Source organism: Shewanella woodyi ATCC 51908, assembly GCF_000019525.1.
Taxonomy (GTDB): domain Bacteria; phylum Pseudomonadota; class Gammaproteobacteria; order Enterobacterales; family Shewanellaceae; genus Shewanella; species Shewanella woodyi.
Genome location: NC_010506.1, coordinates 69,495 through 94,599 on the forward strand (window position 1 = coordinate 69,495; position 25,105 = coordinate 94,599).

Sequence of the window (25,105 nt, forward strand, 5' to 3'; positions counted from 1 at the left end):
AGTGCAAAACATCATATTTTTGGAGTCGGTAGTGACTGAATCTCGTATGGATTTTCGTAAAGCAAAGTTTTTAATCAGTGCTCCTGATATTGCGCATCTTAACCAGTATTTACCGGGAGATGCAGGGGTTGAGATCGCGTTTGCGGGTCGTTCAAATGCCGGTAAATCGAGTGCATTGAATATGCTAACCGACCAAAAAGGGTTAGCAAGAACCAGTAAAACCCCAGGAAGAACACAATTAATTAATGTGTTTGAGTTAGATGAACACCGCCGATTGGTGGATCTGCCTGGTTATGGTTTTGCTCAAGTTCCTTTGGCGCTGAAGAAAAAGTGGCAGTACGCCCTAGGTGAATACCTGCAAGAGCGCCAATGTTTAACTGGCGTTGTGGTTTTGATGGATATTAGACACCCTCTTAAAGATCTCGATATGCAGATGATTGAGTGGGCAGTTGAAAGCGAGATCCCTGTACTTGCTCTGTTAACCAAAGCGGACAAGATGAAGCAGAGTGAGCGGATGAAGATGATTAACGAGGTGAGAAAACACCTTGGTGATTATGATGACCGAGTCAAAGTTGAAGCATTTTCATCGCTAAAAGGCTTAGGTAAGCCTAAAGTGCTGAGTATTTTGAATGAGTGGTGTCATCCTGAATGGTTAATGGAAGCGATAGCCGAAGCTGAAGCCGCTGATGAGAGCGAAAATGATTAAGTAATACCAATTACTATAAGTATCGAATAACCAAAGCCCCGATTTCATTTTATGAGGTCGGGGCTTTTTGTTGCCATAAACAGATGCCGTTAAACCATTATGTAGTGATAAACGGTATTGTTTTACTTAAGGGAGGCTTTATCTAGGAGGTTGAATTTTAGATAAAAAAATAGCCGACGGAAAAACCATCGGCCCAATTAGCTCTTTTGGGGAGAAGCTAAATTCAACAAGACTCAAGTACCAACTAGCTAAGCTTTTTGACACTCAATATCGATAGCATACATGGAAAAAGGGTGGTTTTAAAGTAAATGCTCTAAATTAAATTTTAGGCGAAAAAAAGCCCCAGCAAACTAAGTTGCTGAGGCGCCATAATTTGGCTATTCACTATAAACTAGCGAATTAAAAAGGTCTGAAAGATAGAACATCTTAACCTCTGTACCCTACGCAGAGAATAATACCCCATTGACCGTAATTTAGAAAACTGTTTTTCAAATAAAAGCGTAACAATGTGACACAAGTCCAACCTTAAGCAGCTTTTTTACTCAGATTTTGATCCTGTTATTATGATTTTTTGCCTATATATAAATCGGTTAGCTATTTTTGGATGCTTTTGCATCATATTCTGATCTTTTTGCCACATTTATGCCTTTCTGGGCTGTGAAAAGGAGGCATACCAATCAGTATGAGAAGTTGATCTACTCAGAGTGTTTTTTGGCAAACTAATTCAAGGCGAATGGATGATAGAATGGTTGCTCCCTTGTGAGTTCATTCAACGCAGAAGTAGGCAGCCAAAAATACTCCTTCACTGGCGAGTTTTAGCGGTGCAGATGCTGTGACTTTTTATAAACAAAGAGGGAGCTTAACCCTAGTTTCACTATGCTCTTCACTCGTTGCAAAGAACATGGTCTTGTATGTTCCTGACATACATAAGACATTTCCTCCACTGACCCATAGGGATATGGGAAATGTCTTTAAAACATATGGAACGCTTAAGACCCTGGAGGTCAGATGTAGTGAATGTCATTAAAGCACGACTATATGGTCTATTTTGTTCCATACAAAATAAGACATTTCTTCCTTTCCATGGAAGTCAGATATAGGAGGTAGGGCGAAGCACGACTGAATGGATTCAGGAGGTACGAAGCTATGGATGGCTGAAGGTAGAATAATGCAGGAGCAATTATCGAGAGTAACGCAGGAGCAGTTACCGAGGATGCTAGAGCCGAGGAGCAATTAAGGACCTTGCCCTAAGACCGCTAAACTCTCGCTGAGCGATCAAATCTTTATACTGATTGGTATTAGCTGTTTTAGAGAAGCAAAGGTCAATGTCCCATCCTGAAATAGGTTGACGGTTTTAATTAGACCAGTTGCTCTTGCTGCTGGTCTTTTTTATGCACTTGATTTGGTGTTCTCATACCTAAACTCAAGTGCGGCCTCATTTCATTGTATATAAAAACTGACTCTTCAACGAGTCGCTTTAACTCATCAAGATTGCTGCACGGATATAACAAAAACTCTTGCTTCAAAATACCATTTACTCGCTCCGCTAATGCGTTTTGATAGCAATCATACCCATCCGTCATTGATGCTCGGATACCATTTTTCTGTAATGCTGACTGATAGACTGCTGAACAATACTGTAACCCTCTGTCTGAATGATGAACTGCATGGCCTTGATATTGGCGATTATTCACTGTCATTTTTAAGGCTTTAACTACATCAGTTGCTTTCATCTCATCACTAAGTTCATAACCCATAATCTTACGACTAAACGCATCCGTCACCAGTGACAAGTAGTGAACACCTTGCTCTGATTGAACATAAGTTATGTCACTCACAAAGACCTCTTCAGGCGATAAAGGCGTAAACTCTTTGAGTAAATTCGGGTGTTTCTTCATCCAGTGTTTACTGTGGGTTGTCTTGGTATAGTTATGCTTAGGTTTTACCAATAACCCTTCACGTTTCAAGTAACTAAAGAAGTTATCTCGCCCAAGTTTAATTCCTTTCTCGATGAACTTGGGTTTCAGTAAAAAGTAGAGTTTCCTGCCACCCACACGTGGCATAAAGCGACGGATATCAAGCACCATTGCTTTTACTGGGGCCAGTTCTATAGCTCGGCAGAGTTCTCTCGTTTCTCTTTGGTAGATAGCTTGTCTTGTTATGCCAAGAAGCTCGCAAGCACGATTTAAGCTTGTTACTTTCTGTTTTTGAAGACTTCTCGCTCCCTGGCTAAGTACTTTTTTCTTAGGCCTGCGCCATACTCAGCATCAATGATATCAACGGCTTCATTGAGTAATAGATTACGTAAATGTTCATCCTCAAGCTCTTTTTCAAGGCGCTTTATTTTTTGAGCTGGCGTTTCTTTAGCTTTGGTGGTCTTAGGCATGGTTATTCTCACTGGTTGAGTCCAATCCATCTTACCGTGCTTTCTGAGCCAAGTAAGTACGGTTGAACGACCTTGGATACCATAAATGCTTTGAGCTTGCTTATAAGTCATGTCGCCTTTTTCAACGGCTGCTACAACTTGTAATTTAAAGCCTAACGAATAATCTCGTTGTGTTCGCTTAACGTGGGTGGGGATTTGAGTTGTCATAATAAAGTCCTAAATGTGTAAACACATTTCAGGACAAGACACAAAAACAAAAAAAGCCTCTAAGAAGTAGAGGCTTTTTATTGATTACTTTTACTTACTGCAGAGGCGTTAGTGAGCTTGCTCCCAGTTGTCGCCTATTCCGCCTTCGGCGAGTAGTTCGACATCTAAGCTAACTGCATCGGCCATCATCTTACATATCTGCTCTTTTAATGCTTCAGCTTTATCACTATCGACCTCAAATACCAATTCATCGTGTACCTGCATGATCATAGTGATCTCACCATGGGTCTCAGATTCGATCCAGCTAGCAATATTGATCATTGCCTTCTTAATAATATCAGCGGCTGTTCCTTGCATAGGCGCGTTAATTGCGGCGCGCTCGGCGGCTTGTCTGCGCATGGCGTTTCTGTCTTTAATCGCAGGTAGATAGAGTCTGCGGCCATAAAGAGTCGAGACGTAACCAAGATCAGCGGCTTCTGCTCTGGTGTCTTCCATATACTTGAGCACACCTGGGTAGCGATCGAAGTAAGTGTCGATATACTTTTGCGCTTCACCGCGAGGAATATCAAGCTGCCTAGCAAGACCAAATGCAGACATGCCGTAGATTAAGCCGAAGTTAACGGCCTTAGCACGGCGGCGCTGCTCTGTGGTGACCTCACTGAAATCAACACCAAATACCTCTGCTGCCGTGGCTTTATGAATATCTTTACCTTCAGCAAAAGCGGTGAGTAAGCCCTTGTCTTGTGACAGATGAGCCATGATCCGTAGCTCGATTTGAGAGTAATCGGCTGCCAGCACTTTTTTACCCTCTTGAGCAATAAAGGCATGGCGTATGCGGCGTCCCTCTTCGGTTCGGATCGGGATATTTTGCAGATTAGGTTCGCTGGAAGATAAACGACCCGTTGCGGCATTAGCTTGGTGATAACTGGTGTGTACTCGGCCAGATTGAGCATTAACCATTAGGGGAAGCTTGTCAGTGTAAGTGCTTTTAAGCTTCGCTAAGCTTCTGTGTTGCAAGATTATCTTAGGCAATGGGTAATCTAGAGCAAGCTCGACCAACACCTCTTCGGCGGTTGAAGGGGCTCCCTTGGGGGTCTTCTTAATCACTGGGTAGCCAAGCTTCTCGAAAAAGAGTGCTTGTAACTGCTTAGGTGAACTTAGATTGAAGGTTTCTCCAGCTATTTCGAAAGCATCTTGCTCTAGCTTATCGATAGAGATAGCGATCTCTTGGCTTTGCTGACCTAGCATCATGCTGTCGATAAGTACGCCTTGGCGTTCGATCTTTGAGAGTACTTGAACCAGTGGCAGTTCGATATCAGTAAATACTGAAGCAAGCTTTGGTTCTTTCTCTAATCTTGCCCATAGATGTTGATGTAATCTAAGGGTGATGTCGGCATCTTCTGCGGCATAAGGGGCAGCTGTTTCGAGATCGATCTGATTAAAGGTGAGCTGCTTAGCGCCTTTCCCGGCGATCTCTTCGAAACTAATATTTTTATGACCTAGGTATTTAAGTGCCAGATCATCCATATTGTGCTTTGAAGCTACCGAGTTAAATACGTAGGACTCGAGCATGGTATCGAAGGCAACACCTTGTAGCTTGATGCCGACATTGGCAAAGATGCTGATGTCATATTTAAGGTTTTGTCCCACTTTTTTAAGCTTGGGATCTTCAAGTAGAGGCTTAAGCTTGGCGATAGCCTCATCGAAATCCAGTTGCTCAGGAGCATCGAGGTAATCGTGTGCTAATGGGAGATAAGCGGCTTTGCCAACCTCTACAGCAAACGAGATCCCCACAAGCTTAGCTGTCATGTAATCTAGGCTGGTGGTCTCAGTGTCGATAGCAATGAGATCTGCTTTGGTGAGTTGTTCGATCCATTTGTCCAAAGCTTCATGAGTCAGAATTGTCTCATATTCGGCGTCGATAGCCTGTGGAACAACCTCCTCTTCATCTGCACTGTTATCTGAGCTTTGAGCTGAGCTGCCTTTATTGTCTAAGACTTCGGCTAACCAGCGCTTAAATTCCATCTCGCCATAGTATTTCACCAGATCATCTTTATTCGCTGGTGCAATGACTAACTCTTTCCAGTCTTGCTCCATCTCTACATCGAGTTTAATGGTCGCTAACTCGTAGGATAACTTAAGCATCTCACCATGTTCGGCGAGTTTGGCAGGCATGGTTTTAGAACCTCTAAAGCCTAAAGCCGGTATCTTTTCTGGAGCCGCTAAGATCTGCTCGACGCTACCCGCCCCTGTTAGCATAGCCACTGCTGTTTTCTCACCAACACCTGGAAGACCTGGAATGTTATCTGCCTTATCGCCCTGCAGTGCTAGCAGATCAATAATCAACTCAGGCCCTACACCAAACTTTTCAGTCACCTCTTCCGGTCCCATAATGGTATTGGTCATGGTGTTGATAAGTGTGACATTATCATCGACCAGCTGAGCCATATCCTTATCACCAGTGCTGATTAGGACGGCGCGTCCCTCTTTGCTGGCTTGTGTCGCAATCGTGCCTATCACATCGTCGGCTTCGACGCCGGGAATACAGACAAGAGGTAAACCTAATGCGCGAATAATATTATGCAGTGGCTCTATTTGGGTGCGAAGATCATCTGGCATAGGTGGACGCTGTGCCTTGTACTCTTCGTACATATCATTACGGAAAGTTTTACCTTTTGCATCGAATACCACAGCCATCTGACTTGGTTTATATTGATTAAGTAAGCTGCGTAGCATGTTGATCACGCCATAGACTGCTCCAGTCGCTTCCCCTTTTGAATTTGTTAGATGTGGTGGTGCGTAATAGGCTCGGTAGAGGTATGAAGAACCATCCACAAGAACTAAAGGGTTTTCAGCAATTTTAGGCATAATAAGTATTCGGCTTTGGTTTCGAGATCTGTTTTCGATAGTGGCGCTAGCATGCCATAGAAGGGAGTTTTCGGCCATGATAATTTAACCTACAGCCTGTGGATAAGTCTGTGTGTTAAAAAAAACAGCAAGAGTGAAAGTTACGAACTCATTCAATTTGAGTGGTAGCTAAGCTTATGAAAAGTTAGGTTAAAATAAAAAAGTGTGAAGTAGGTTCTAGTTTCTTTATTTTATTTTTATTTTGTGGACTTTATTATTTTTGTTCTTATAGCTCTTATCTCTTGGTTGAATAAACAGCAGTTGATAAAGTTGATGAACTAACTTAGCACGAAAAATAAACAGATCAAGAGATTTGTTATCCTCTTGTTAAAATAAAAAAGTATATATGGAGAGATTTTAATGAAAAAAATAGCAGTGCTTCTGAGTGGGGCTGGTGTTTTCGATGGTAGCGAGATCCATGAGTCTGTTTTAGCTATGTTAGCGCTGGATAAGTTAGGTGCAGAGTATCAATGTTTTGCTCCTAATATTAATCAGATGCATGTGGTTAATCATTTAACTGGTGAGGTTGAAGCTGGCGAGCAGCGTAATGTATTGATTGAGTCAGCGCGCATCGCTCGTGGAGAGGTAAAGGCCACCGATGAGTTGGATATCGCTATTTTTGATGGGTTGATCATCCCAGGTGGGTTTGGTGCGGCAAAAAATCTGTGTAACTTTGCAACCAATGGCAGTGACTGTGAAGTTTCGCCAGAAGTAAGTGTATTTATTCGTGAGTTTGTTGAGGCTAGTAAACCAGTTGGATTTATCTGTATCGCACCGATTATGATCCCAAGGCTGTATGGTGAAGGTGTTAACGGCACCATAGGCTCAGATCTCGAGACGGCACAAGCGTTTAATTTAATGGGTGGCATACATCAGGCAGCAGAGGTTCAAGAGATTATTGTCGACGAAGAGAGAAAAGTGGTGAGTACGCCAGCTTATATGTTGGCTGGCAGCATCTCGGAGGCGAATATCGGCATTGAGAAGCTAGTTAAAAAGGTGCTAGAACTGGTTTAACGTTAAAGCCCTAAACATGAAATCGATTTAGGGCTCTTAAACTCGTCTTTTACTGTCGATAAATCCTTGCAGTAGACCAACTACAAGCCCGCCTACATTTGCACAATTAGCGATCGAGAGGCCGAATAGATCGGTAAAGCCAAAAACGAGCCATAACAGCATAAAGCCAATATAGGCTGGAGGCAGGCCTATACCAAGTTCTGGGCGTTTTACTCCCATGATCCAGGTATAACCGACCACGGCATACACCACGCCAGATAATCCACCAAAGTTAGGGCCGCTAACGTAGTACTGGACGAGGTTAGGTACGGTTCCAGCCACTAGCAGTAAGATAAACAGCGGAGCAACCCCAAGTTTGTTCTCAATTTTTCCTCCTAGATACCACCACCAGAGTAGATTAAAGATGATGTGCAGGGCGGAGAAGTGAAGCAAGATCGGCGTGAAAATCCGCCAAAATTGACTGAGATCTGGGCCGGGAGCCGCACCGAAGAAGGAGAGGTATTCGTAAATAGGGTTGGCAAAACCTAAGTTGAAGCCTGCAAACACTAAGATGCAGATAAAGAAGACTGCCAGCGTAAGAGGACCAGCGCCTGAGATAAACTGAGTTAACAACTGCAGAGATGGCGCGCCATAATCCATTTTTAAGCGTGTATCACCGTTATCCCATGAGGCTTGTAGATATTTATCGTCGTGGGGGTTTAGCACGAATTGCTGAAACTCCATGGTGGCTTTCAGACTATCGTGATCATGAACTACGGCTATAATGACACCTTGTTCAGAGGGGATGACTTTGCAGTCGACGTTCTCACCTTTGAGATAATCGACCAGAGCTTGAGCTGCTCTTTCATTAGGTAACCTGCCTATCTCTATCATAGGAGAGCCTTATATCTAGAAGGGGAACTTTAGATAGGATAGCACTCTTTGATTAGATAAATACAAGTATCTCTAATTAATACAAAGACTAACTTAGTAAAGCCTCTTAAGGTTTATACTGATTGGTATTAATCCTCAGACTCTCGCCACGCTTGATAGCCACCATCTAAGCTATATACCTCATCGAATCCCTGTTCAACCATATACTGCGCTGCACCTTGGCTACTGATCCCATGGTAACACACCACAATCAAGGGCTGATCCATATCCGCTTCAGCGATGTAGTTGGCAAGATTATCGTTATTAAGGTTTATTGAGTCTTTGATATGTGCAGATTCAAAGCTTGCTGCATCACGGATATCGACAATTTGAGTCTCTGGGTTGGTTTCTGACAGTTGAATCAACTGGCTCACGCTAAGGTGTTGGAAGGTAGACATAATCTTACTCTGTAGGGTGAAAAATATAAAAAAGGACTGATTCTTCAGCCCTTTTTTGGCAGTCAATAACGGTTAATCCCAGTTTAGGATAACCTTACCCGATTGACCCGAACGCATGGCATCGAAGCCCTGTTGGAACTCATCAACCTTGTAATGGTGGGTAATAATAGGTGAGATATCTAGCCCTGACTGGATTAAGCTCGCCATCTTGTACCAGGTTTCAAACATCTCACGACCGTAGATCCCTTTGATGATGAGCCCTTTGAAGATAACTTTACTCCAATCGATAGCCATATCGCCACCAGGAATACCTAACATGGCAACTTTACCGCCATGGTTCATGGTATCAAGCATTGAGTGGAAAGCAGAAGGCACACCAGACATCTCAAGACCGACATCGAAGCCCTCAGTCATGCCAAGTTCGCTCATGACATCTTTAAGATCCTCTTTAGCCACATTGACGGCGCGTGTTGCTCCCATCTTTTGGGCTAACTCAAGACGATACTCGTTAACGTCGGTGATGACCACATGTCGTGCACCAACATGACGACAGACAGCTGCGGCCATAATGCCGATAGGACCTGCACCTGTGATCAATACATCTTCACCCACAAGATCGAAAGAGAGCGCAGTGTGAACCGCATTGCCAAATGGGTCAAAGATAGAGGCCAGATCGTCAGAGATATCATCGGGGATCTTAAAGGCGTTAAATGCCGGGATCACTAAGTATTCGGCAAAGGCACCATCACGATTAACGCCCACGCCTGACGTGTTACGACATAGGTGAGTACGGCCTGCACGACAGTTACGGCAGTGACCACAGGTGATGTGCCCTTCGCCAGAAACGCGATCGCCAATAGAGAACCCACGGACCTCTTGGCCGATATCGACAACTTCACCGACATATTCATGACCGACGACCATAGGCACTGGAATCGTGTTCTGTGACCACTCATCCCAGTTGTAGATATGGACATCAGTGCCGCAAATAGCGGTTTTTCTAATCTTAATCAGTAGATCATTATGGCCCATCTCCGGTTTCGGAGCATCGACCATCCAGATCCCCTCTTCTGGTTTAAGCTTGCTTAGTGCTTTCATCCCATCGATCCCTATATGATGCCCATCTCTTTGGCGATACGAGTAAATGCCTCGATAGCTTTATCTAGCTGCGCTTTAGTGTGCGCCGCTGACATCTGAGTGCGAATACGTGCCTGACCTTTAGGTACTACTGGGAACGAGAAACCGATAACATAGATATTCTCTTCAAGTAATCTGCTGGCAAAATCACCGGCAAGTTTTGCATCACCGATCATTACCGGAATAATCGCATGGTCTGCACCACCTAAAGTAAAGCCTGCTTCTGTCATCTTTTCACGGAAGTAGCGGCTGTTTTCCCATACAGCTTCACGCAGAGCCTGACCCGACTTTAGCATCTCAAGTACATGGATAGATGCGGTGACGATCGAAGGTGCTAATGAGTTGGAGAATAGGTAAGGGCGTGAGCGTTGACGTAACCAGTCGACAACCTCTTTTTTAGCCGAAGTGAATCCACCTGAGGCACCGCCGAGTGCTTTACCCAGTGTTCCAGTAATAATGTCAACGCGGTCCATCACTTGGCAATGTTCGTGGGTACCGCGGCCATTTTGGCCAACGAAACCGACGGCGTGAGAGTCATCGACCATCACAAGTGCGCCATACTGATCAGCAAGATCGCATACACCATTGAGGTTAGCGATAACGCCATCCATAGAGAATACGCCATCGGTAGCGATCATTATGTTGCGTGCGCCAGCTTCTTTCGCCGCTTTTAGCTGGGCTTCAAGCTCAGCCATATCATTGTTGGCGTAACGGAAACGCTTAGCTTTACATAAACGTACGCCATCGATAATCGACGCGTGGTTTAACGCATCTGAGATGATGGCATCTTCTGGGCCTAATAAGGTTTCGAACAGACCAGCATTAGCATCGAAGCATGAAGAGTAGAGAATGGTGTTTTCCATGCCTAAAAATTCGCTAAGACTTGCTTCAAGCTGCTTATGAATATCTTGAGTACCACAGATAAAACGTACTGAAGCCATACCGAAACCATGATCGTTTAAGCCACCTTGTGCTGCTTTAACTAACTCAGGATGGTTAGCTAAGCCAAGGTAGTTATTGGCACAGAAGTTCATCACTTCAGCACCATTTACCTGAATTTCAGTCTGCTGAGGAGAGACGATAATACGCTCACTCTTGTATAAGCCTTCCGCTTTTACTTGGGTAAGTTGTTGATTAATTTGATCGTAGAATGAGGTCTTTGCCACCTGAATTCTCCTTAATTAGCATTATTTTGTTTGTTGGAGTGGCGGCATTTTAACCTTAAACTTGCTCAGGCTCACAGCCTTTTTTTACTGGTAGGAGCTAGATTATTTAGTTTAGTGCAAGGGGCTTTTTCACATAAAAAAAACTAATCAGTAACAATTTGGGTTGTAGTAGGGGAGATTCGCTTCTTAGAAGTTGATTGTAGAGGGGGTTTTAGGATTATTTGCTCCACCAATCAGGCTGGTGGAGCATGGCCTGTAGCCGCTATTCGATGGGGGCTGCTGCTAACTCTCGGTAGTGCTGCTCCAGTCTGACAAATGTCGTGCGAGATTCTGAAGTTGAGTAAGCTTTCGATATCATCAGTATTCTGAGCAAGCCTTCATAGAGAGATGACTTAGTGATCTCCATCTGGCTCGAGTGAGTCTGTTTATAGCCAATCCAAAAACACACTATCATACGTATGGTTTCGGCAAGGTGTGGGATCTCCTCCTCATCGATAGCGATAACGCCATCTTGATTGAGCTTGCTTAACACATGGCTGCAGCGAGTAAGCACTTGCTGTTGAGTGACGAGATAGAGAGACTTAAGTTCCTCATCACGATTTAAGATATCCGTCAAATTGGCATACATAAAACGGAACTCCCACATGGCATAGAACATGGCATCGAAGTAACCGATAAGTAGATCTATGGTGGCGGGCTCACCTTCGTAAGGCTGAAAGCTTGTCTCTAGATGTGCTTGATACAGGCTAAAGATGGAGCGAATGATGTCCTCTTTATTACGGAAGTGATAATAGAGGTTACCAGGGCTTATTCCTAAGTGGGCGGCGATATGGTTAGTGGTGATATTGCGTTCACCTTTCTCATTAAATAGCTCTAGGCTGGCGTAGATTATTTTATCGCGGGTTTTCATTTTCGTCCTAATTGAATCTATGTTAAGTGTTATTCACAGGTCGATTGATACTGGCCCATCATAGTCCTGATCTTTGAAGAGTGAAGATACCCAAATTGTTCGAGAGGTATACTAGCACTGTCAGAATTCATCAGGCAAAACTGATTTAAGTTAAATTTAATATTCTTGAGAATAAGCTGTGGCAATTGGAGAAGCACCCTGTCAATTATCGCTATTTTTATCGCTTGTGTTAGCATTGCCCTTTGTGCCGTTAGCACCCACTTAAGTGTCAAATTCCATGAACCGTTTTTTATATTCAGTACTGCTTTATCTTCTACTACCTCTGCTTGTCCTCTATCTGGCGTTTAGAGCCATAAAAAGCCCAGATTATCGAGGCCGTTGGGGAGAGAGGTTTGGGCTGAGCAAATTGAAACAGAGCGATCTCTTGATCCACTCCGTTTCTATGGGGGAAACATTAGCGGCTATCCCTTTGATAAAAGCGGTTCAACAGCAGTACCCACAGATGTCCATCACAGTGACCACAACCAGCCCGACCGGTTCGGCTGAAGTGATAAAAGCCTTAGGCTCAAGTGTGCAACATTGTTATCTTCCCTTTGATATCTCTGTGTGTGTGAAACGTTTTCTCAATCAAGTATCGCCTAAGCAGATCATCATTATGGAGACTGAGCTTTGGCCAAACTTGGTCCATCAGGCCTCAAAGCTTGGGGTGAAAATCATGTTAGCCAATGCCAGGTTGTCACAAAAGTCGGCAGATCAATATCAAAAGCGGATCACCTTGAGTCTACCTATGCTACAGAGCTTAGATATGATTGCGGCGCAATCTCAGCAAGCTGCCGAGCGATTTGTTGCTCTAGGTGTTAGTCCTGATAAAGTTAAGGTCTGTGGCAGCTTAAAGTTTGATCTCACCATTCCTGCAGAGAAGCTTGTGCAAGCTAGAGCACTGCGTGAGCTGTGGCGTGATAATAATGCCCCTATTTGGGTTGCTGGCAGTGTTCACCCCGGCGAGTTTGATGCTATGTTAAAGGCTCATAAGCGTTTACTGCTAGAAAACCCCGACGCCTTACTTATCATGGTTCCCCGTCACCCTGAGCAGTTTAATACTGCAGCTGAGCAGATCACTGCATCGGGTCTTAGCTTGGCTCGCCGAAGTCAGCAAGATGAGGTGAGCGCGACTACCCAAGTACTGCTAGGTGACACCATGGGTGAACTTCTCACCTTTTATGGTGCTGCGGATCAAGCTTTTGTGGGGGGAACCTTAATCGATAATGGTGGCCACAACCCACTGGAACCTGCTGCATTGGGATTACCTGTCTATGTGGGGCCAAACCATTGGGACTTTGCCGAGATCGCCGGCTTGCTTAATGATGCCGGAGCATTAAAGGTGATCGCCAGTGGCGAGGAGTTAGCGACTGAGCTGCTGGCTAAGTTTCATGATAAGCCAACTTACCAAGCCGCCAGTGAAGCTGGTTTACGGGTTGTGGATGCTAATAAAGGTGCCCTGAAACAGCAGTTTGAACTTGCCTGCACCTTGATTGATGCTTAAACCTATCTCTGTCTTTTAGTTAGAAGGGCGGGCTTCGCCCTTCGAGGACGGCACTATGTGCCTTCGAGAGCGTTCGCAGGCTCACTGCTAGAACGCTGCGCTACGAGTGAGCTATTGTCGCTCTTACCCTCGTTTCTTATCTTCTCGGCTTTGCTTCTCTCCGTGTTCTTCGTGTCCTCTGTGGTAAATCGCTTTTTTGAGTGTTGAGAGGGCGGGCTTCGCCCTGCTAGGACGACACTATGTGCCTGCGAGGACGTTCGCAGGCTCACTGCTAGAACGCTGCGCTACGAGTGGCGAGTGAAAAATCGTTATTCTTATCCTATCTCCCTATATTTTAGTCTTTGTTCCTCTCAGTGGTCTTCGTGTTCTCTGTGGTAAATCGTTTTTGAGTGTTGAGAGGGCGGGCTTCGCCCTGCTAGGACGGCACATCGTGCCTGCGAGAGCGCTGACAGACTCACTGCTAGAACGCTGCGCTACGAGTGGCGAGTGAAAATATAGAAGTTGGGAGTTAATAGCATTCAGTAAACAAACCAAACAGCAAACCTGCCTAATGAACCCACTAAAAAGAGACTTGAAACTCGCTATCAGGCAAGTGACTAACCTTTTGAGTAACCCACCATCAAGGCTTGCCAGTTTTCTTGAGTAAAGTGTAGTGAGCTGAGGATCCCTTTCTCCTTATTGAAGGAGCGCTGTAGCCTCTCTAAATTGGCAGTTTGCCACTTAGTTGAGGGCTGGCGGATCTCGCCTCTGTCGAAATCGATAAGATAGAATTTATCGTCAGTGATGAGAATATTCTTGGCATTAAGGTCGGCATGATAAACACCGCGCTGGTGGAACTGAGCGATACCGCTACCCAGTTGCTGCCATTGGCTGTCAGACATAGGGGACTTACTTAATTTAGCCACCAGATCTTGTGCACCTTCGACACGCTCGATAATGATATCGGCGCGGTAGTGCAGGCCATGTCGCTCAACATTGGCCGCTACAGGTTTAGGTACGGGAAAACCTTCATTATAGAGCTGTACAAGCAGGGCAAGCTCGGCCACTGCGCGAGTCTTGTGAAGCCCTGTGTATAGGTAACTATCCTTACTCAGCTTCTCCATTAGCCCACCACGGTAGTAGTGACGAAGTACCCACTGGCTATCATCCCCTTCACTTAGGTCTGGTTTCACAAACCAAGTGGTGTAACGCCCTTTTGATGAACCCGTTATCGCCGATTTTTGTTGCCAATACTCCATGGTAAACCAGTTGCTGGAGATGGTATCTGGCGTGGGGTGACAAACAGCGATCGCTCCTTGAGGAGAGCTGATTATCTGCATCTCAGTTGGCGTTGTCACAGGTGAGGCTATTGGCATAGGGAGTTGGCTTTTATGGTTAAGGTTAAAGTTAGCAAGCTAGCCCTATTCTACAGTAACTTAGATACTGAGTTAATCATCCTTACTGAGATTTTATGGCTGAGAGCTAGAGCCCTTATCAGGGCTCTATATTGAGCTATTTACTATAGCGTTCAATATGTGTTTGTTGAGGGGCTGCTTTAGCGAGCTCCTCAAACGTATAGCCGGGTTTGGCTGAAAGGCGCTTTATCAGTTGTGGAACTATGACCTGCTTGGCGATCAGCCGTGATCCAGCTTGCGTTAAATGGCCGTAATCGAATACCAAGAGTTGCTGTTTATCTGTCTTAGCCAAACAGGTCATCTCCTTGTCTATACAGAGGCTGTCGACGAGTGAGATAAAGGTAATATCTTCATCTTGGGTTTGAATATCGAGTTTATCGTCGCTAATTAAAATCGAGTTATCTAACGCTTGATCTGTAATGTATTGGCCCTTTTCCTGCCAATGACGCTCTGCAATTACGTAGGGAAGTGATGGACGCCACTGGGGAACAGGTCCGATTAATACTGTCTCCTTTGCTCCCAACTGCGCCAGCTTAGCCTCAATCTGTTCCCAGTTGGTATCTTCGTGATGGTTAGCCTGAGCAATGATGACGATGTCAGGTTTAATTCTGCTTATCGTTTCAAGCGCTATTTGATTAGAGGTGTTACAAGCTTGGGCTAAGCTCGATTGATCATCACTTTGCTTAAGGCTGGGTTTACAGCCCGAAGAGGCGACTTGATAAAAGTTGATTGTATCAGGGAGAGTTTCTCTTAAACCCAATGAGAGAGCTTGGGCATGGGAGTCTCCCCAAAGCATGACGCCGCCAGTACCACCATCTGAGTGATTACAGCTTGCTGCTATTTTTGCTTCACCCGTACTCTTTAGCGAGTGGTAGGCATTGCATTGATCTAGGTAGGCACCTTGCAGAGGAAAGTGTTCATACTCCTCCAAGAACTTGGCTTGAGCTGTTGTGCTATATGGCCGTATCTCTGAGGTGATCCCATGGAGCTGGTAGATTGTGATACCAGCGACTAAGGTGATGGTAAATAACCACTTGGGTGTTAGTAGTTGAGTAGGCAGATACCTTGTTATTTTACCTTGCTCTATTAGCTTGTAGGATAGCCAGCCTAAAATGAGCGAGGCTAAAACTCCCATTAAGACAACACCACTGTTTTGCATGTAACCCATCTGGTAAAGATAGATACAAACAGGCCAATGCCAAAGGTAGATTGAGTAAGAGCTATTTCCAAGTTTTTGCATTATCAAATTATTAGTGAAGAGGGATTCTTGTCGATTAGCGATAATAATCATCGAGGCGCCAAACACTGGGAGCAAGGTGAGATAGCTTGGCCAAGCATTATTGGAAGAGATAAATAGGTAGCTTAGCAAGATCATTACCATGCCTGATACTTCAACAGGCTTACTTAACTGAGGTGATAATTTTAAGGGGTAGAGGAATAGCAAACCGCCAAACAATAGCTCCCAAGCTCTGAAAGGAAGATGAAAAAAGGCTTTTTCAGGTAGATGGCTAGACATATATAAGCCAAACATAAAGCTAGCAAGTGTCAGTGACACTAACCAGAGTTTTATTGCATCGACACTGAACCTCTTTTTCAATCCTAATATCAGCAGTGGGTATAGCATATAGAACTGCCATTCAAGAGAGAGTGACCAGGTATGTAGTAGCCATTTCTCAGTTGCCGATGCGGTGAAATAGCCGGTTTCGTTGGCGTAGATGAAATTAGAGACAAAGGCGATACTGCTTGCTGCATGTTTCGCCAAATCTCGATAATCTGAAGCTGAAAAGTTAATCCAACCAAATATCAATAAGCTGATACAGAGTATCGCCAGAGGCGGTAGGATTCTTTTTGCCCTTGAAGAGTAAAAGCCGCTTAAAGTAAATCTGTTTTGTTCGATGCCATTAAAGATAATGGTGGTCATCAAGTAGCCAGAGATAACAAAAAAAACATCTACGCCAGTAAAACCTCCAGGTAGCAGGTTTGCGTCGAAGTGGAAGAGGAGGACGGCAATAATTGCCATAGCCCTTAGGCCATTAATGTCTTTTCTGAATAGCATGCTTATCCCCCGAAAAATCGATGATTATCTATAGGGATAAAAACGAGTCAATATCAGATTTAACTTTTTTGCTATATATGTTTCAAGTGTATGTTTTTACATATTTTAAATGATGTTCTGCATATGTTTTTATGGTGTCTGTATTGTTGCGCATGTATCTTTGTGGTTGCGGATTTGTTTGCAGCGTTCGCGAGTGAGAAATGTGATTAAGGGCTTTCAGCTAGCGTTTTTCGCTTTAAGTTTGGAACCTCATCCAATCTCATTTAAACTCCCTTGGTGACTCCTTTAAAAGCATCTCTCCTTATGAGCCTAAACTTAAATAGCATTACCTCTTTGTGTTTACTTCGCCTCTCAGCAATTGGCGATGTGTGCCATGCCGTAGCTATGGTGCAAGCGATACAGAAGCAATACCCCAACCTCAAGATCACTTGGGTGATAGGTAAAGTTGAATATCAGCTTCTTAAGCACTTGCCTGGCGTGGAGTTTGTTATTTTCGATAAGTCTCAGGGGTGGAGAAGTTACTTTAATTTGAGAAAAGCGCTGGCAGGACAGAGGTTTGATGTTTTGCTGCATATGCAAGTTGCGCTGCGAGCAACGATTGCATCATTGGCTATCTCGGCTAAAACCCGTATTGGCTTCGATCGTGCCCGCGCAAAAGAGGGGCAGTGGTTAGTCACAAACCATAGAGTGGATGCGATAGCCTCTCCCCATGTGCTTGAGGGCTTTATGGGGTTTGCTAAAACCCTAGGAGTGACAGAGTTAACGCCACAGTGGAATATTCCTGTCCCAGAGGCTGATACTGAGTTTGCTAAGCTGTTACTACCCGATGGAGAGAGGAGTTTAGTGATCTGTGCGGCTGCCAGTAAAGCTGAGCGTAACTGGTTACCTGAGCGCTATGCAGCTGTCGCTGAACATGCCATTGCTAAAGGTTACCGAGTGATCCTGTGTGGTGGACCTACTGAGTTAGAGCAAACTTTGGCGCAACAGATTGTGAGTCACAGCTCGCGGCCACTGGAAAATCAAGTGGGTAAGACCACACTGACTCAGCTACTGGCGGTATTAAAGCAAGCTTCAATCGTATTAGCACCTGATACAGGACCTGCTCATATGGCGGTTACACAGGGTACGCCAGTTATCGGGCTATATGCCCACTCCAATCCTGGGCGTACAGGGCCTTATATGAGTCTTGAACATGTGGTGAGCGTTTATGACAAGGCGATAGCGAGTCAACATAGTCAGCCAGTTGTTTGGGGAACACGAGCCAAAGGTGAACACCTTATGGAGATGATTGAGGTCGCTCCTGTACTGTCTGTGTTTGATGATTTAGCCCGTGAGTTTGATAAGTAAGTATCTATAGTAAATTAATCATAAGTTTTATCTTGAAGGTGTATTGATGCAAGAGTTGAAAAGGGTGTTGTTCGAGCTGTCAGCCCAAGAGTTTGTGTTTATTCCTAATCCGGGCAATGCCGGAGATTCTTTGATCAATGCTGCTAGTTTTCAGTTTCTAGATGACATGAAACTTAACTACAAGGTTATATCTCCTCGAGAGATTAAACAGACTTTGAAAAAAGGGCGCTCGATTGTAGATAAGTTTAACCTTAAGGATAAAGTCATTGTGCTTGGCGGTGGTGGTGGATTTACTGAACATTACCCCTACTCCAATGCCTTAGTTAGCGCTCTTGATAAGCAAGTTAAGCAGCTTATTTTGCTCCCTTGTACCATAGAGGGCTATCAGGAAACCTTGAGTGGGCTTAGCGATCGTGTAACTGTATTTTGCCGTGAGAAGGTGAGTTTCGAGTATCTCAATCGCGTCTGTAATGGGCCGACAATATACCTGAGTCATGACATGGTATTTGCTGCTGACTTTACACGTATTATGGCGGTAACATCCTCTCTTTCATCTATTCGAAATCGTATTAAAGCCGCTAAGAGCCGTGCTCAAGTTGCTGATTATATTAAGCGTAATGGCATAGTTAAATTGAATGCTTTACGGTTAGATGAGGAGCGCAGTGATATCGAAGTGCCAACTGAGAATATGGATATGTCGGCACTATTTTCGTTGGGGACAAAAACCAAAGCCACAAATTTCTATGCTGCTCAGGAGTTTTTGTCACACTTAGATAAGTTTGAGCAGGTTGTGACCAACCGATTGCATGTGTGTATCGCGTCAACCCTGTTAGGTAAGCAAGTTACCTTCCTTGATAACTCCTATTTTAAAAATCGTGCCGTGTTTGATCGCTCAATGGGTAAGTTCAACAATGTTAAGCTAGTGAGTGAGTTACCAAGCTAGCATCAAATTCATCGACTTGGGGTAATTCGACTGCTATAAACTCGTTTATCCCTAGCGGGCACCAGCGGGCCCTGTTGATTTGGATATCTTCAAAAATAGCTCTATTGGCTTCTAGAAGTGTTTTAGGGCTTTCATCATGGTAGATATGAAAAGCGATACCCGCGTATTTTAGGCGCTTTCTTTTGATGCCACTGTTGATCATACGCAGGGCGAACTCTTTATCTTCAGGCCCCCAACCTTCAAATTGTGTATTAAAGCCGTTGACGGTTAATACATCTGCTTTCCAGAAAGCCAAATTACACCCGTGGATCCCCTCAACACTGGTTGTTTGTGTCTTGCTCATCAGCTTAGGTTGCCAAGCGAGTCTAAAAGCATTCTCTCGTCCACGAGATAAGCCTCGACTAAACAATGTTAGTGGCTTAGGGGATTTGAACTGCTTTTGACTTAACTCTGCGGACAATTTGACGCGCTTGCCGGTAATAAAGAAGCCTTTCTCTGCGTGCTTTAGATGATCAGCAATGAACTTGTGGTGCAGAATCATATCGCCATCGATCATGATGATGTAGTCCATCTTAGCGACAGAGATAGCCTTATTTCGGCTACGTGACAATCTAAAACCATTGTCCTCCTGCCAGCTATGAATAATTGGAATCGAGGAGCGGCCTTGGTATTGGCGAATCACCTCTTTCGTTTCCTCTGTAGAGCCGTCATCGGCAATAATGATCTCATCAGGAGTGACTGACTGAGACATGACGCTCTCAAGTACTCGAGCTAATGCTTCGGGCCAGTTATAAGTGGTAATGATGAGTGATGAGGTCATGATGCTTTCCAATCTTGAAAATAACGAAAAAGAGTGAGTATTTTATACACTCATTTTTCTCTGGTTAAGAGCTGAAAGCCAGTTATCATGGGCTTTTTGTGACCTTGTGCATACGCTTGTTTTTTGTTTGATCTCTTTGTTGTCTTTGTGTGTTTTTTTGATTTTTAGTCTGTTGTGAGTTGGTTTTTTGTACTAAGCGATTTAACAGCATAGTTACAGCTGTTTTATTTGCTTACGTGTGTTTCTTAGTTGTTTTCAACGTTGCTAGTGTGTGCTTTTTTGGTAGACTATCCACACATTTTCTATTTTGAGAGTTAGGTAAGTGGATCATCCAAACGTTTCATTCGTACTGACTAGCTGTAATCGATTTGATCTGCTCGAAGAGACCTTAATTAGTTTCTTTAAGTTTAATACTTACCCGATCGCGCAATATGTGATTATTGAAGATAGTCACAATCGAGATAAGCTCGATAGAGTGCTAGCTAAATTCCCCGATATCGATTTCACTGTGCTTAACAATGAGCCGCAATTAGGGCAGATGAAGAGTATCGATAGGGCTTACTCAGTGGTCACTTCCGAGTACATTTTTCACTGTGAAGATGATTGGGAGTTTTACCGTGAGGGCTTTATTGAGGAGTCATTTAAAGTTCTCAATGCCGATGAGAAGGTGGTGACCATCTGGCTTAGAGAGCAAGATGACACCAACGAGCATCCGGTAGAGCCTGAGATCTTCTATTGTGGCGAAGATAATTCCACTCCTTATCAGATCATGATGCGTAACCATAGGCGCCGTGAACACTCAAGTCTATGGCATGGCTTCACCTTTAATCCAGGTTTAAGAAGACTCAAGGACTATCAACTCTTCGCACCTATCGGCGAGTTGGGAGGCGAGTTGAATATGAGCGAGCTTTACCATGAGAAGGGGTTTAAGGCTGCGATATTTCCTAAAGGGTCGGTGCGCCATATTGGCGATCATCGCGGCATTAGATATAAGGTTGGTCAAAGCCAACTGGCTAAAGATTTCTCCGTTGGCTTTAAAAGAGTCAAAGCCAAGGTATGTCATATCCTAGGAATATAATAGTGGTTAGTCGCTGGCGCTATATACCCAAACAACTTCAAGATGCAGGATTCAGCATGTCGAGAAGTGACAGAGTTCAAGGCATGAAATAGTAGGACTAGTTATTCTAATTCAATATTTCATAACACAGAAAAATGTTGCTTCTCGCCTTGCCCTTCGGGAGTTCCCGTAGAATCGCTGCACTGCGTTAGTGATATCGACAAGGGAATAACCATTATCCTCAATCACTGCCTTATTCAGCTATCCTACGGGGGCTCTGAAACGAGCATCTTGAGGTAGCTTGGGTATACTGTAAATGCTTGTGTATAGCGATGTTTCTATCGTATCAAGCCTATTTATTATCTTTTAACTGATGGTGTTCATACAGCTTGGCCTCTTTGATAAAGGCGTAATAGGCGTCCATAACGGCTAAGATAAAACCGCGTCTCCCAGAGAATATTTTTCGTTGAATAAAATACTCTTTGATAAAGATAAGCGGAAAAACCGTAATCAACTTCAAGTTGGAAAACTTCTTCCCTTTAGCAAACTTTTCATCGGCTTTTAAGCCTGAATAACTGTTGTTTTTGCTGGTGATAGCTTCAATTGAGCAGTAGCCAAAGTGATCAAAAGTCTCATTAATAAAGATCTCCTTGCCATCTACCGTTGCGCTTTCATGGGCTAAGCGTGAATCATCAAAGAAAGACTTTGAGCGCTTATAAAACCTATGGTTATTAGGTTTCTTACTCCAAGAAGATAGAGGTTTATCGATAAAGATATCGTTGCGCCAAAAGCGAACGCTGTCGGCTTTATCTTGTTCCATAATTGTCTTAAACGCTTCGATTAAACTGGTGTTTATCGCTTCATCGCCATCTAAGTTCAGTACCCACTCGTGTGAGCAGAGGGACATGGCGTACTGCTTCTGTTTGGCGTAACCCTGCCAAGGGTGGGAGTAGATTTTAGCACCATAACGCTCGGCTATCGCCAAAGTACCATCTGTACTTCCTGAGTCGACCAATATCACCTCATCTAAAAGAGCAACACTTTGTAGTGTTTTCTCAATATGCTTCTCTTCATTCTTGGTGATGATAAATACGCTAATAGGCAGTTTCATAATGGCTTCGTTAAGGCAAATTAATTGAACAGGATTCTAACATCAAATAGGGAAATTTTATGAAATAAAATAGCTGCATGTTATTATCCTCGCCAAATATGTTTCTACTCTTTCGATGGTCCAATGAAATTTAATGTAATGGTGATTAATCTCGATTCCAGCACTGACAGGTGGGAGTCTATGACTAAACAGTGTGAACCTTTAGGCATCACGCCTGAAAGGGTTTCTGCTGTGCGTGGCAGCCTGCTAAGTGAGAAAGAGAAGAGTGATGTTTACCAGCTTTCGGCCAACCTTTCTAAGTATGACAAGATACTCAACGATGGTGAAATTGGTTGTTACATGAGCCATATTCGCTGCTGGGAGCAGATAGTCGAGCAGGAGTTAGATTTTGCTTTGGTGTTAGAGGATGACGCCATATTAACCGATAACATTATTAAGTATGTCGAGAAGTTAGCGCCTAGCAGTGCTGATTGGGACTACATTAAACTGTCCCATGGCAGTAAGGTTAAGTCTGCCGTTGACTCCATGGATCTTGGTGACGGTTTAACGTTAAGAAAAGAGCTAAAACTGCCCTCAACTACCACTGGACAGCTGATCTCACTCTCTGGGGCGAAAAAGCTGTTAGCACACGCCTACCCAATCACTAGACCGATAGATATGGATATTCAGTATTGGTTTGAGAAATCACTTCGCTGCTTTGTGGTTGCGCCTTTTCCTATCTTAAACGGCGACTTTGGTAGTGAGATCAATAAAACCGACGATAGACGTTTTGTTAAGAAAAGACCGATTCGACGTGTACTGCAAAAGCTCCGCTATGAAATACTACTCTTGTGCAGCCGTCATAAGTTACCTGATTTCCCTAAGTTATAGGGTTAATCAACCCAGGGATAAAAATTTATCCCTCTATTAGTGTTGAGCCGTATGTGGACAATTCACATGCAAAAATAAACCAAGTAAGATGTGTGTCTGACTCATCTGTCGTTCCAATGGATGTTGGAATCATCACCGGATAGAAAATAGTGCATAAACGAGCAATATATCCAGGGACTTTTGATCCCGTAACTAACGGACACGCTGACCTTATTGAAAGGGCGGCTAAACTTTTCCAGCATGTGGTGATCGGCATTGCCGCCAATCCCTCTAAGCAACCAAGGTTTACTCTTGACGAGCGAGTTCAACTACTTAAGCTCGTGACCGCACATCTTGATAATGTTGAAGTGGTGGGATTTAGTGGTCTGTTAGTGGATTTTGCTAAAGATCAGCAAGCGAGTGTGCTTGTGCGAGGATTACGGGCTGTATCTGATTTTGAGTATGAATTTCAGCTGGCCAATATGAATCGTCGTTTAGATCCTGATCTCGAAAGCGTCTTTTTAACACCGTCGGAGGAGAACTCATTTATCTCATCAACGTTAGTGAAAGAGGTCGCGTTGCACGGTGGGGATGTCAGCCAATTTGTTCACCCGGAAGTGAGTAAAGCACTTCTTAGCAAAGGATAGCCGTTAATTATTATGTTGAAATCTTATAGCACAAAGCTTATTGCCGTTTTTCTGTTTTGTACTTCTTTGTTGTCAGCCTCGTTTGCAGCCCTATCGGCTCCCTGGGTCGATGTGTCTGATATCTACCTAAGGGCTGATATTCAGGCGTTGGCCGATGAAGGCGTGATCACTGTGCCTGTTAATACCTATCCACTGATGTGGTCTGGTATTGCGGTTGATCTCGATAAAGTTGAGCCATCAACTCTGACGCCTGCATTAGCAAAAGCGTTCGCTCGAGTGAATTTCTACTATCGTAATGCCGTAGGTAACAAAGGTAACACACGGATTAAGGCCGCTGCTGCAACGGATCCTGCTCGTTTCCAGCACTTTGGTTCAGATTATCGTGAAAAAGGGGAACTGCAGGTTTCCCATGAATACCTTGGTGAGCGTTTCGCTTATAAGATTGCCGCCTCTGCTAACTATGATGCGACAGATGATAAAGAGTTTCGCCTCGATGACTCTTATATAGCGATGGCGCTGGGTAACTGGATGTTTACCGCCGGTGCCATTGAGCAGTGGTGGGGGCCAGGTTTCGATTCCGCCATGCACAGATCAAACAATGCGCGTCCTTTGCCATCTGTGATGGTGACTCGCAATAATGCGGCAGCCTTTGAAACCCCTTGGCTCTCTTGGTTAGGCCCTTGGACGCTAACAGCAGGTGTGAGCCGTCTAGAGGAGGAGCGTGCTATTGCTAATCCTCTACTGTGGAACTTTCGCAGCTCACTACGCCCCTTTAGACAACTAGAGATAGGTTTCTCGTGGGCAACCCAGTTCTGTGGAGAGGGCGAGGAGTGTTCGTTTAAGAGCGCGCTGAAATCGATAACTGGTCAACGTGATTGTCGTGCTGAAAATGTCGGCGAAGTTGGCTGTAGTAGTTACGGTAATCAGATGGCCGGTTATGATGTTCGCTTTAGCGATACTTGGTTTAATGTGCCTTTTGGTATCTATTACGAGAAGACCTGTGAAGATGCTAACGGTTCAGCCCCTTGGGACATTGTCGATTGTGGTCACGCAGCGGGTCTAGATACACGTTTTAGCTCAGACAGCGCTCAGTACAGACTGTTTTTCGAATACACAGATACCATGGTCGCCTGTGGTGCCGATGATAATGTCTTTAACTGCATGTATGAGCATAGCGAGTACAAAAGTGGCTCACGTTACTACGGTAAAACCTATGGCAGCACCTATGAGAGCGATGCCATCGTTTATGCGCTGGGCTTAATCGGCCAGTTTGAAAATAGTAAAGGGCTCACCTCTATTGTGAGATATGCTCAGCTTAATAAAGATGGTTCAAGCCGGAACAATGGCTGGGCGCCACAGTCGCCTAAAGAAGATCTGTTAATGTTGGAGCTGAGCTACCGTATGCCTATTTGGCAGGGGATGATGAGTGTTGGTGGCACTGTGTCTCAATCTGAGTTTGAGGTTGAAGATAAAAAGACAGATGCGACACTATTTGGCACCTACGAGTATCGTTTTTAGAAGAAGGTTTGAGATTTTAGGATCTAGAAGCAGCTCGCTGCGTAACTCGCAGTGAGCTTGTGAACCTCCTAGATTTT

At 44.2% G+C, this 25,105-nt stretch carries 20 protein-coding genes; 9 read left to right on the forward strand and 11 right to left on the reverse strand.

Annotated elements, in window-relative coordinates:
• Positions 1–31 precede the first annotated feature (31 nt).
• Positions 32–706, forward strand: coding sequence for a ribosome biogenesis GTP-binding protein YihA/YsxC (yihA, locus tag SWOO_RS00305; RefSeq protein WP_041417433.1), 675 nt, complete (start codon positions 32–34; stop codon positions 704–706).
• Between the two features lie 1,358 nt (positions 707–2,064).
• Here the strand turns inward: yihA and SWOO_RS00310 are convergent.
• A protein-coding gene (locus tag SWOO_RS00310; protein WP_195742808.1) for an IS3-like element ISShwo1 family transposase occupies positions 2,065–3,299 on the reverse strand; the annotation gives its coding sequence in 2 pieces (ribosomal slippage) (positions 2,065–2,942 and positions 2,942–3,299; 1,236 coding nt in all).
• Between the two features lie 108 nt (positions 3,300–3,407).
• Positions 3,408–6,167 (reverse strand): DNA polymerase I, encoded by a 2,760-nt coding sequence (polA, locus tag SWOO_RS00320; protein ID WP_041417859.1) that lies wholly within the window; start codon positions 6,165–6,167, stop codon positions 3,408–3,410.
• Between the two features lie 399 nt (positions 6,168–6,566).
• Between polA and elbB the strand changes: the two genes are divergently transcribed.
• Complete coding sequence (elbB, locus tag SWOO_RS00325) at positions 6,567–7,220, forward strand: isoprenoid biosynthesis glyoxalase ElbB (protein ID WP_012322711.1); 654 nt, start codon at positions 6,567–6,569, stop codon at positions 7,218–7,220.
• A 36-nt stretch (positions 7,221–7,256) separates the two neighbouring features.
• Here elbB and glpG read toward each other — a convergent pair whose 3' ends face one another.
• From glpG to SWOO_RS00350, 5 genes are all read right to left on the reverse strand, one after another.
• Entirely contained in the window at positions 7,257–8,093 is an 837-nt protein-coding gene (glpG, locus tag SWOO_RS00330) for a rhomboid family intramembrane serine protease GlpG (protein WP_012322712.1), read from the reverse strand.
• A 128-nt stretch (positions 8,094–8,221) separates the two neighbouring features.
• Positions 8,222–8,530, reverse strand: a complete 309-nt coding sequence (glpE, locus tag SWOO_RS00335) for a thiosulfate sulfurtransferase GlpE (RefSeq protein WP_012322713.1) — start codon at positions 8,528–8,530, stop codon at positions 8,222–8,224.
• 72 nt (positions 8,531–8,602) lie between these two features.
• Complete coding sequence (gene tdh, locus SWOO_RS00340; protein ID WP_012322714.1) at positions 8,603–9,628, reverse strand: L-threonine 3-dehydrogenase; 1,026 nt, start codon at positions 9,626–9,628, stop codon at positions 8,603–8,605.
• An 11-nt stretch (positions 9,629–9,639) separates the two neighbouring features.
• On the reverse strand, positions 9,640–10,833 hold the full coding sequence (locus SWOO_RS00345; RefSeq protein ID WP_012322715.1) for a glycine C-acetyltransferase: 1,194 nt from the start codon (positions 10,831–10,833) through the stop codon (positions 9,640–9,642).
• A 262-nt stretch (positions 10,834–11,095) separates the two neighbouring features.
• Positions 11,096–11,743 carry a TetR/AcrR family transcriptional regulator gene (locus SWOO_RS00350; RefSeq protein ID WP_012322716.1) on the reverse strand — a complete coding sequence of 216 codons (648 nt, stop codon included), beginning with the start codon at positions 11,741–11,743 and terminating at the stop codon, positions 11,096–11,098.
• Positions 11,744–12,020: 277 nt separating this feature from the next.
• On the opposite strand from SWOO_RS00350, the gene waaA reads away from it, so the two are divergent.
• Complete coding sequence (gene waaA / locus SWOO_RS00360; RefSeq protein WP_012322717.1) at positions 12,021–13,286, forward strand: lipid IV(A) 3-deoxy-D-manno-octulosonic acid transferase; 1,266 nt, start codon at positions 12,021–12,023, stop codon at positions 13,284–13,286.
• Between the two features lie 596 nt (positions 13,287–13,882).
• On the opposite strand, the gene SWOO_RS00365 is transcribed toward waaA, so the two are convergent.
• Positions 13,883–14,641: a 3-deoxy-D-manno-octulosonic acid kinase gene (locus SWOO_RS00365; RefSeq protein WP_012322718.1), complete on the reverse strand. Its 759-nt coding sequence runs from the start codon at positions 14,639–14,641 to the stop codon at positions 13,883–13,885.
• 136 nt (positions 14,642–14,777) lie between these two features.
• Positions 14,778–16,736, reverse strand: a complete 1,959-nt coding sequence (locus tag SWOO_RS00370; protein ID WP_012322719.1) for an acyltransferase family protein — start codon at positions 16,734–16,736, stop codon at positions 14,778–14,780.
• 303 nt (positions 16,737–17,039) lie between these two features.
• Here SWOO_RS00370 and SWOO_RS00375 point away from each other — a divergent pair, with 303 nt between their 5' ends.
• Both SWOO_RS00375 and SWOO_RS00380 read left to right on the forward strand, forming a co-directional pair.
• On the forward strand, positions 17,040–18,083 hold the full coding sequence (locus SWOO_RS00375; protein ID WP_012322720.1) for a glycosyltransferase family 9 protein: 1,044 nt from the start codon (positions 17,040–17,042) through the stop codon (positions 18,081–18,083).
• Between the two features lie 46 nt (positions 18,084–18,129).
• Positions 18,130–19,026 (forward strand): polysaccharide pyruvyl transferase family protein, encoded by an 897-nt coding sequence (locus SWOO_RS00380; RefSeq protein ID WP_012322721.1) that lies wholly within the window; start codon positions 18,130–18,132, stop codon positions 19,024–19,026.
• Here the strand turns inward: SWOO_RS00380 and SWOO_RS00385 are convergent.
• A complete protein-coding gene (locus SWOO_RS00385; RefSeq protein ID WP_012322722.1) occupies positions 18,998–19,846 on the reverse strand; it encodes a glycosyltransferase family 2 protein in 849 nt (282 codons plus the stop codon). The genes SWOO_RS00380 and SWOO_RS00385 overlap by 29 nt on opposite strands.
• 322 nt (positions 19,847–20,168) lie before the next feature.
• Here SWOO_RS00385 and SWOO_RS00390 point away from each other — a divergent pair, with 322 nt between their 5' ends.
• Positions 20,169–20,924 carry a glycosyltransferase gene (locus SWOO_RS00390; RefSeq protein ID WP_012322723.1) on the forward strand — a complete coding sequence of 252 codons (756 nt, stop codon included), beginning with the start codon at positions 20,169–20,171 and terminating at the stop codon, positions 20,922–20,924.
• A 331-nt stretch (positions 20,925–21,255) separates the two neighbouring features.
• Here SWOO_RS00390 and SWOO_RS00395 read toward each other — a convergent pair whose 3' ends face one another.
• On the reverse strand, positions 21,256–22,014 hold the full coding sequence (locus tag SWOO_RS00395; protein ID WP_012322724.1) for a glycosyltransferase family 2 protein: 759 nt from the start codon (positions 22,012–22,014) through the stop codon (positions 21,256–21,258).
• A gap of 123 nt (positions 22,015–22,137) precedes the next feature.
• Between SWOO_RS00395 and SWOO_RS00400 the strand changes: the two genes are divergently transcribed.
• The 3 genes from SWOO_RS00400 (at position 22,138) to SWOO_RS00410 (ending at position 25,028) form a co-directional block, all read left to right on the forward strand.
• Positions 22,138–22,884, forward strand: a complete 747-nt coding sequence (locus tag SWOO_RS00400; RefSeq protein ID WP_041417446.1) for a glycosyltransferase family 25 protein — start codon at positions 22,138–22,140, stop codon at positions 22,882–22,884.
• Positions 22,885–23,033: 149 nt separating this feature from the next.
• Positions 23,034–23,510: a pantetheine-phosphate adenylyltransferase gene (gene coaD, locus SWOO_RS00405; RefSeq protein ID WP_012322726.1), complete on the forward strand. Its 477-nt coding sequence runs from the start codon at positions 23,034–23,036 to the stop codon at positions 23,508–23,510.
• A 12-nt stretch (positions 23,511–23,522) separates the two neighbouring features.
• On the forward strand, positions 23,523–25,028 hold the full coding sequence (locus SWOO_RS00410; RefSeq protein WP_012322727.1) for a capsule assembly Wzi family protein: 1,506 nt from the start codon (positions 23,523–23,525) through the stop codon (positions 25,026–25,028).
• Positions 25,029–25,105: the final 77 nt, after the last annotated feature.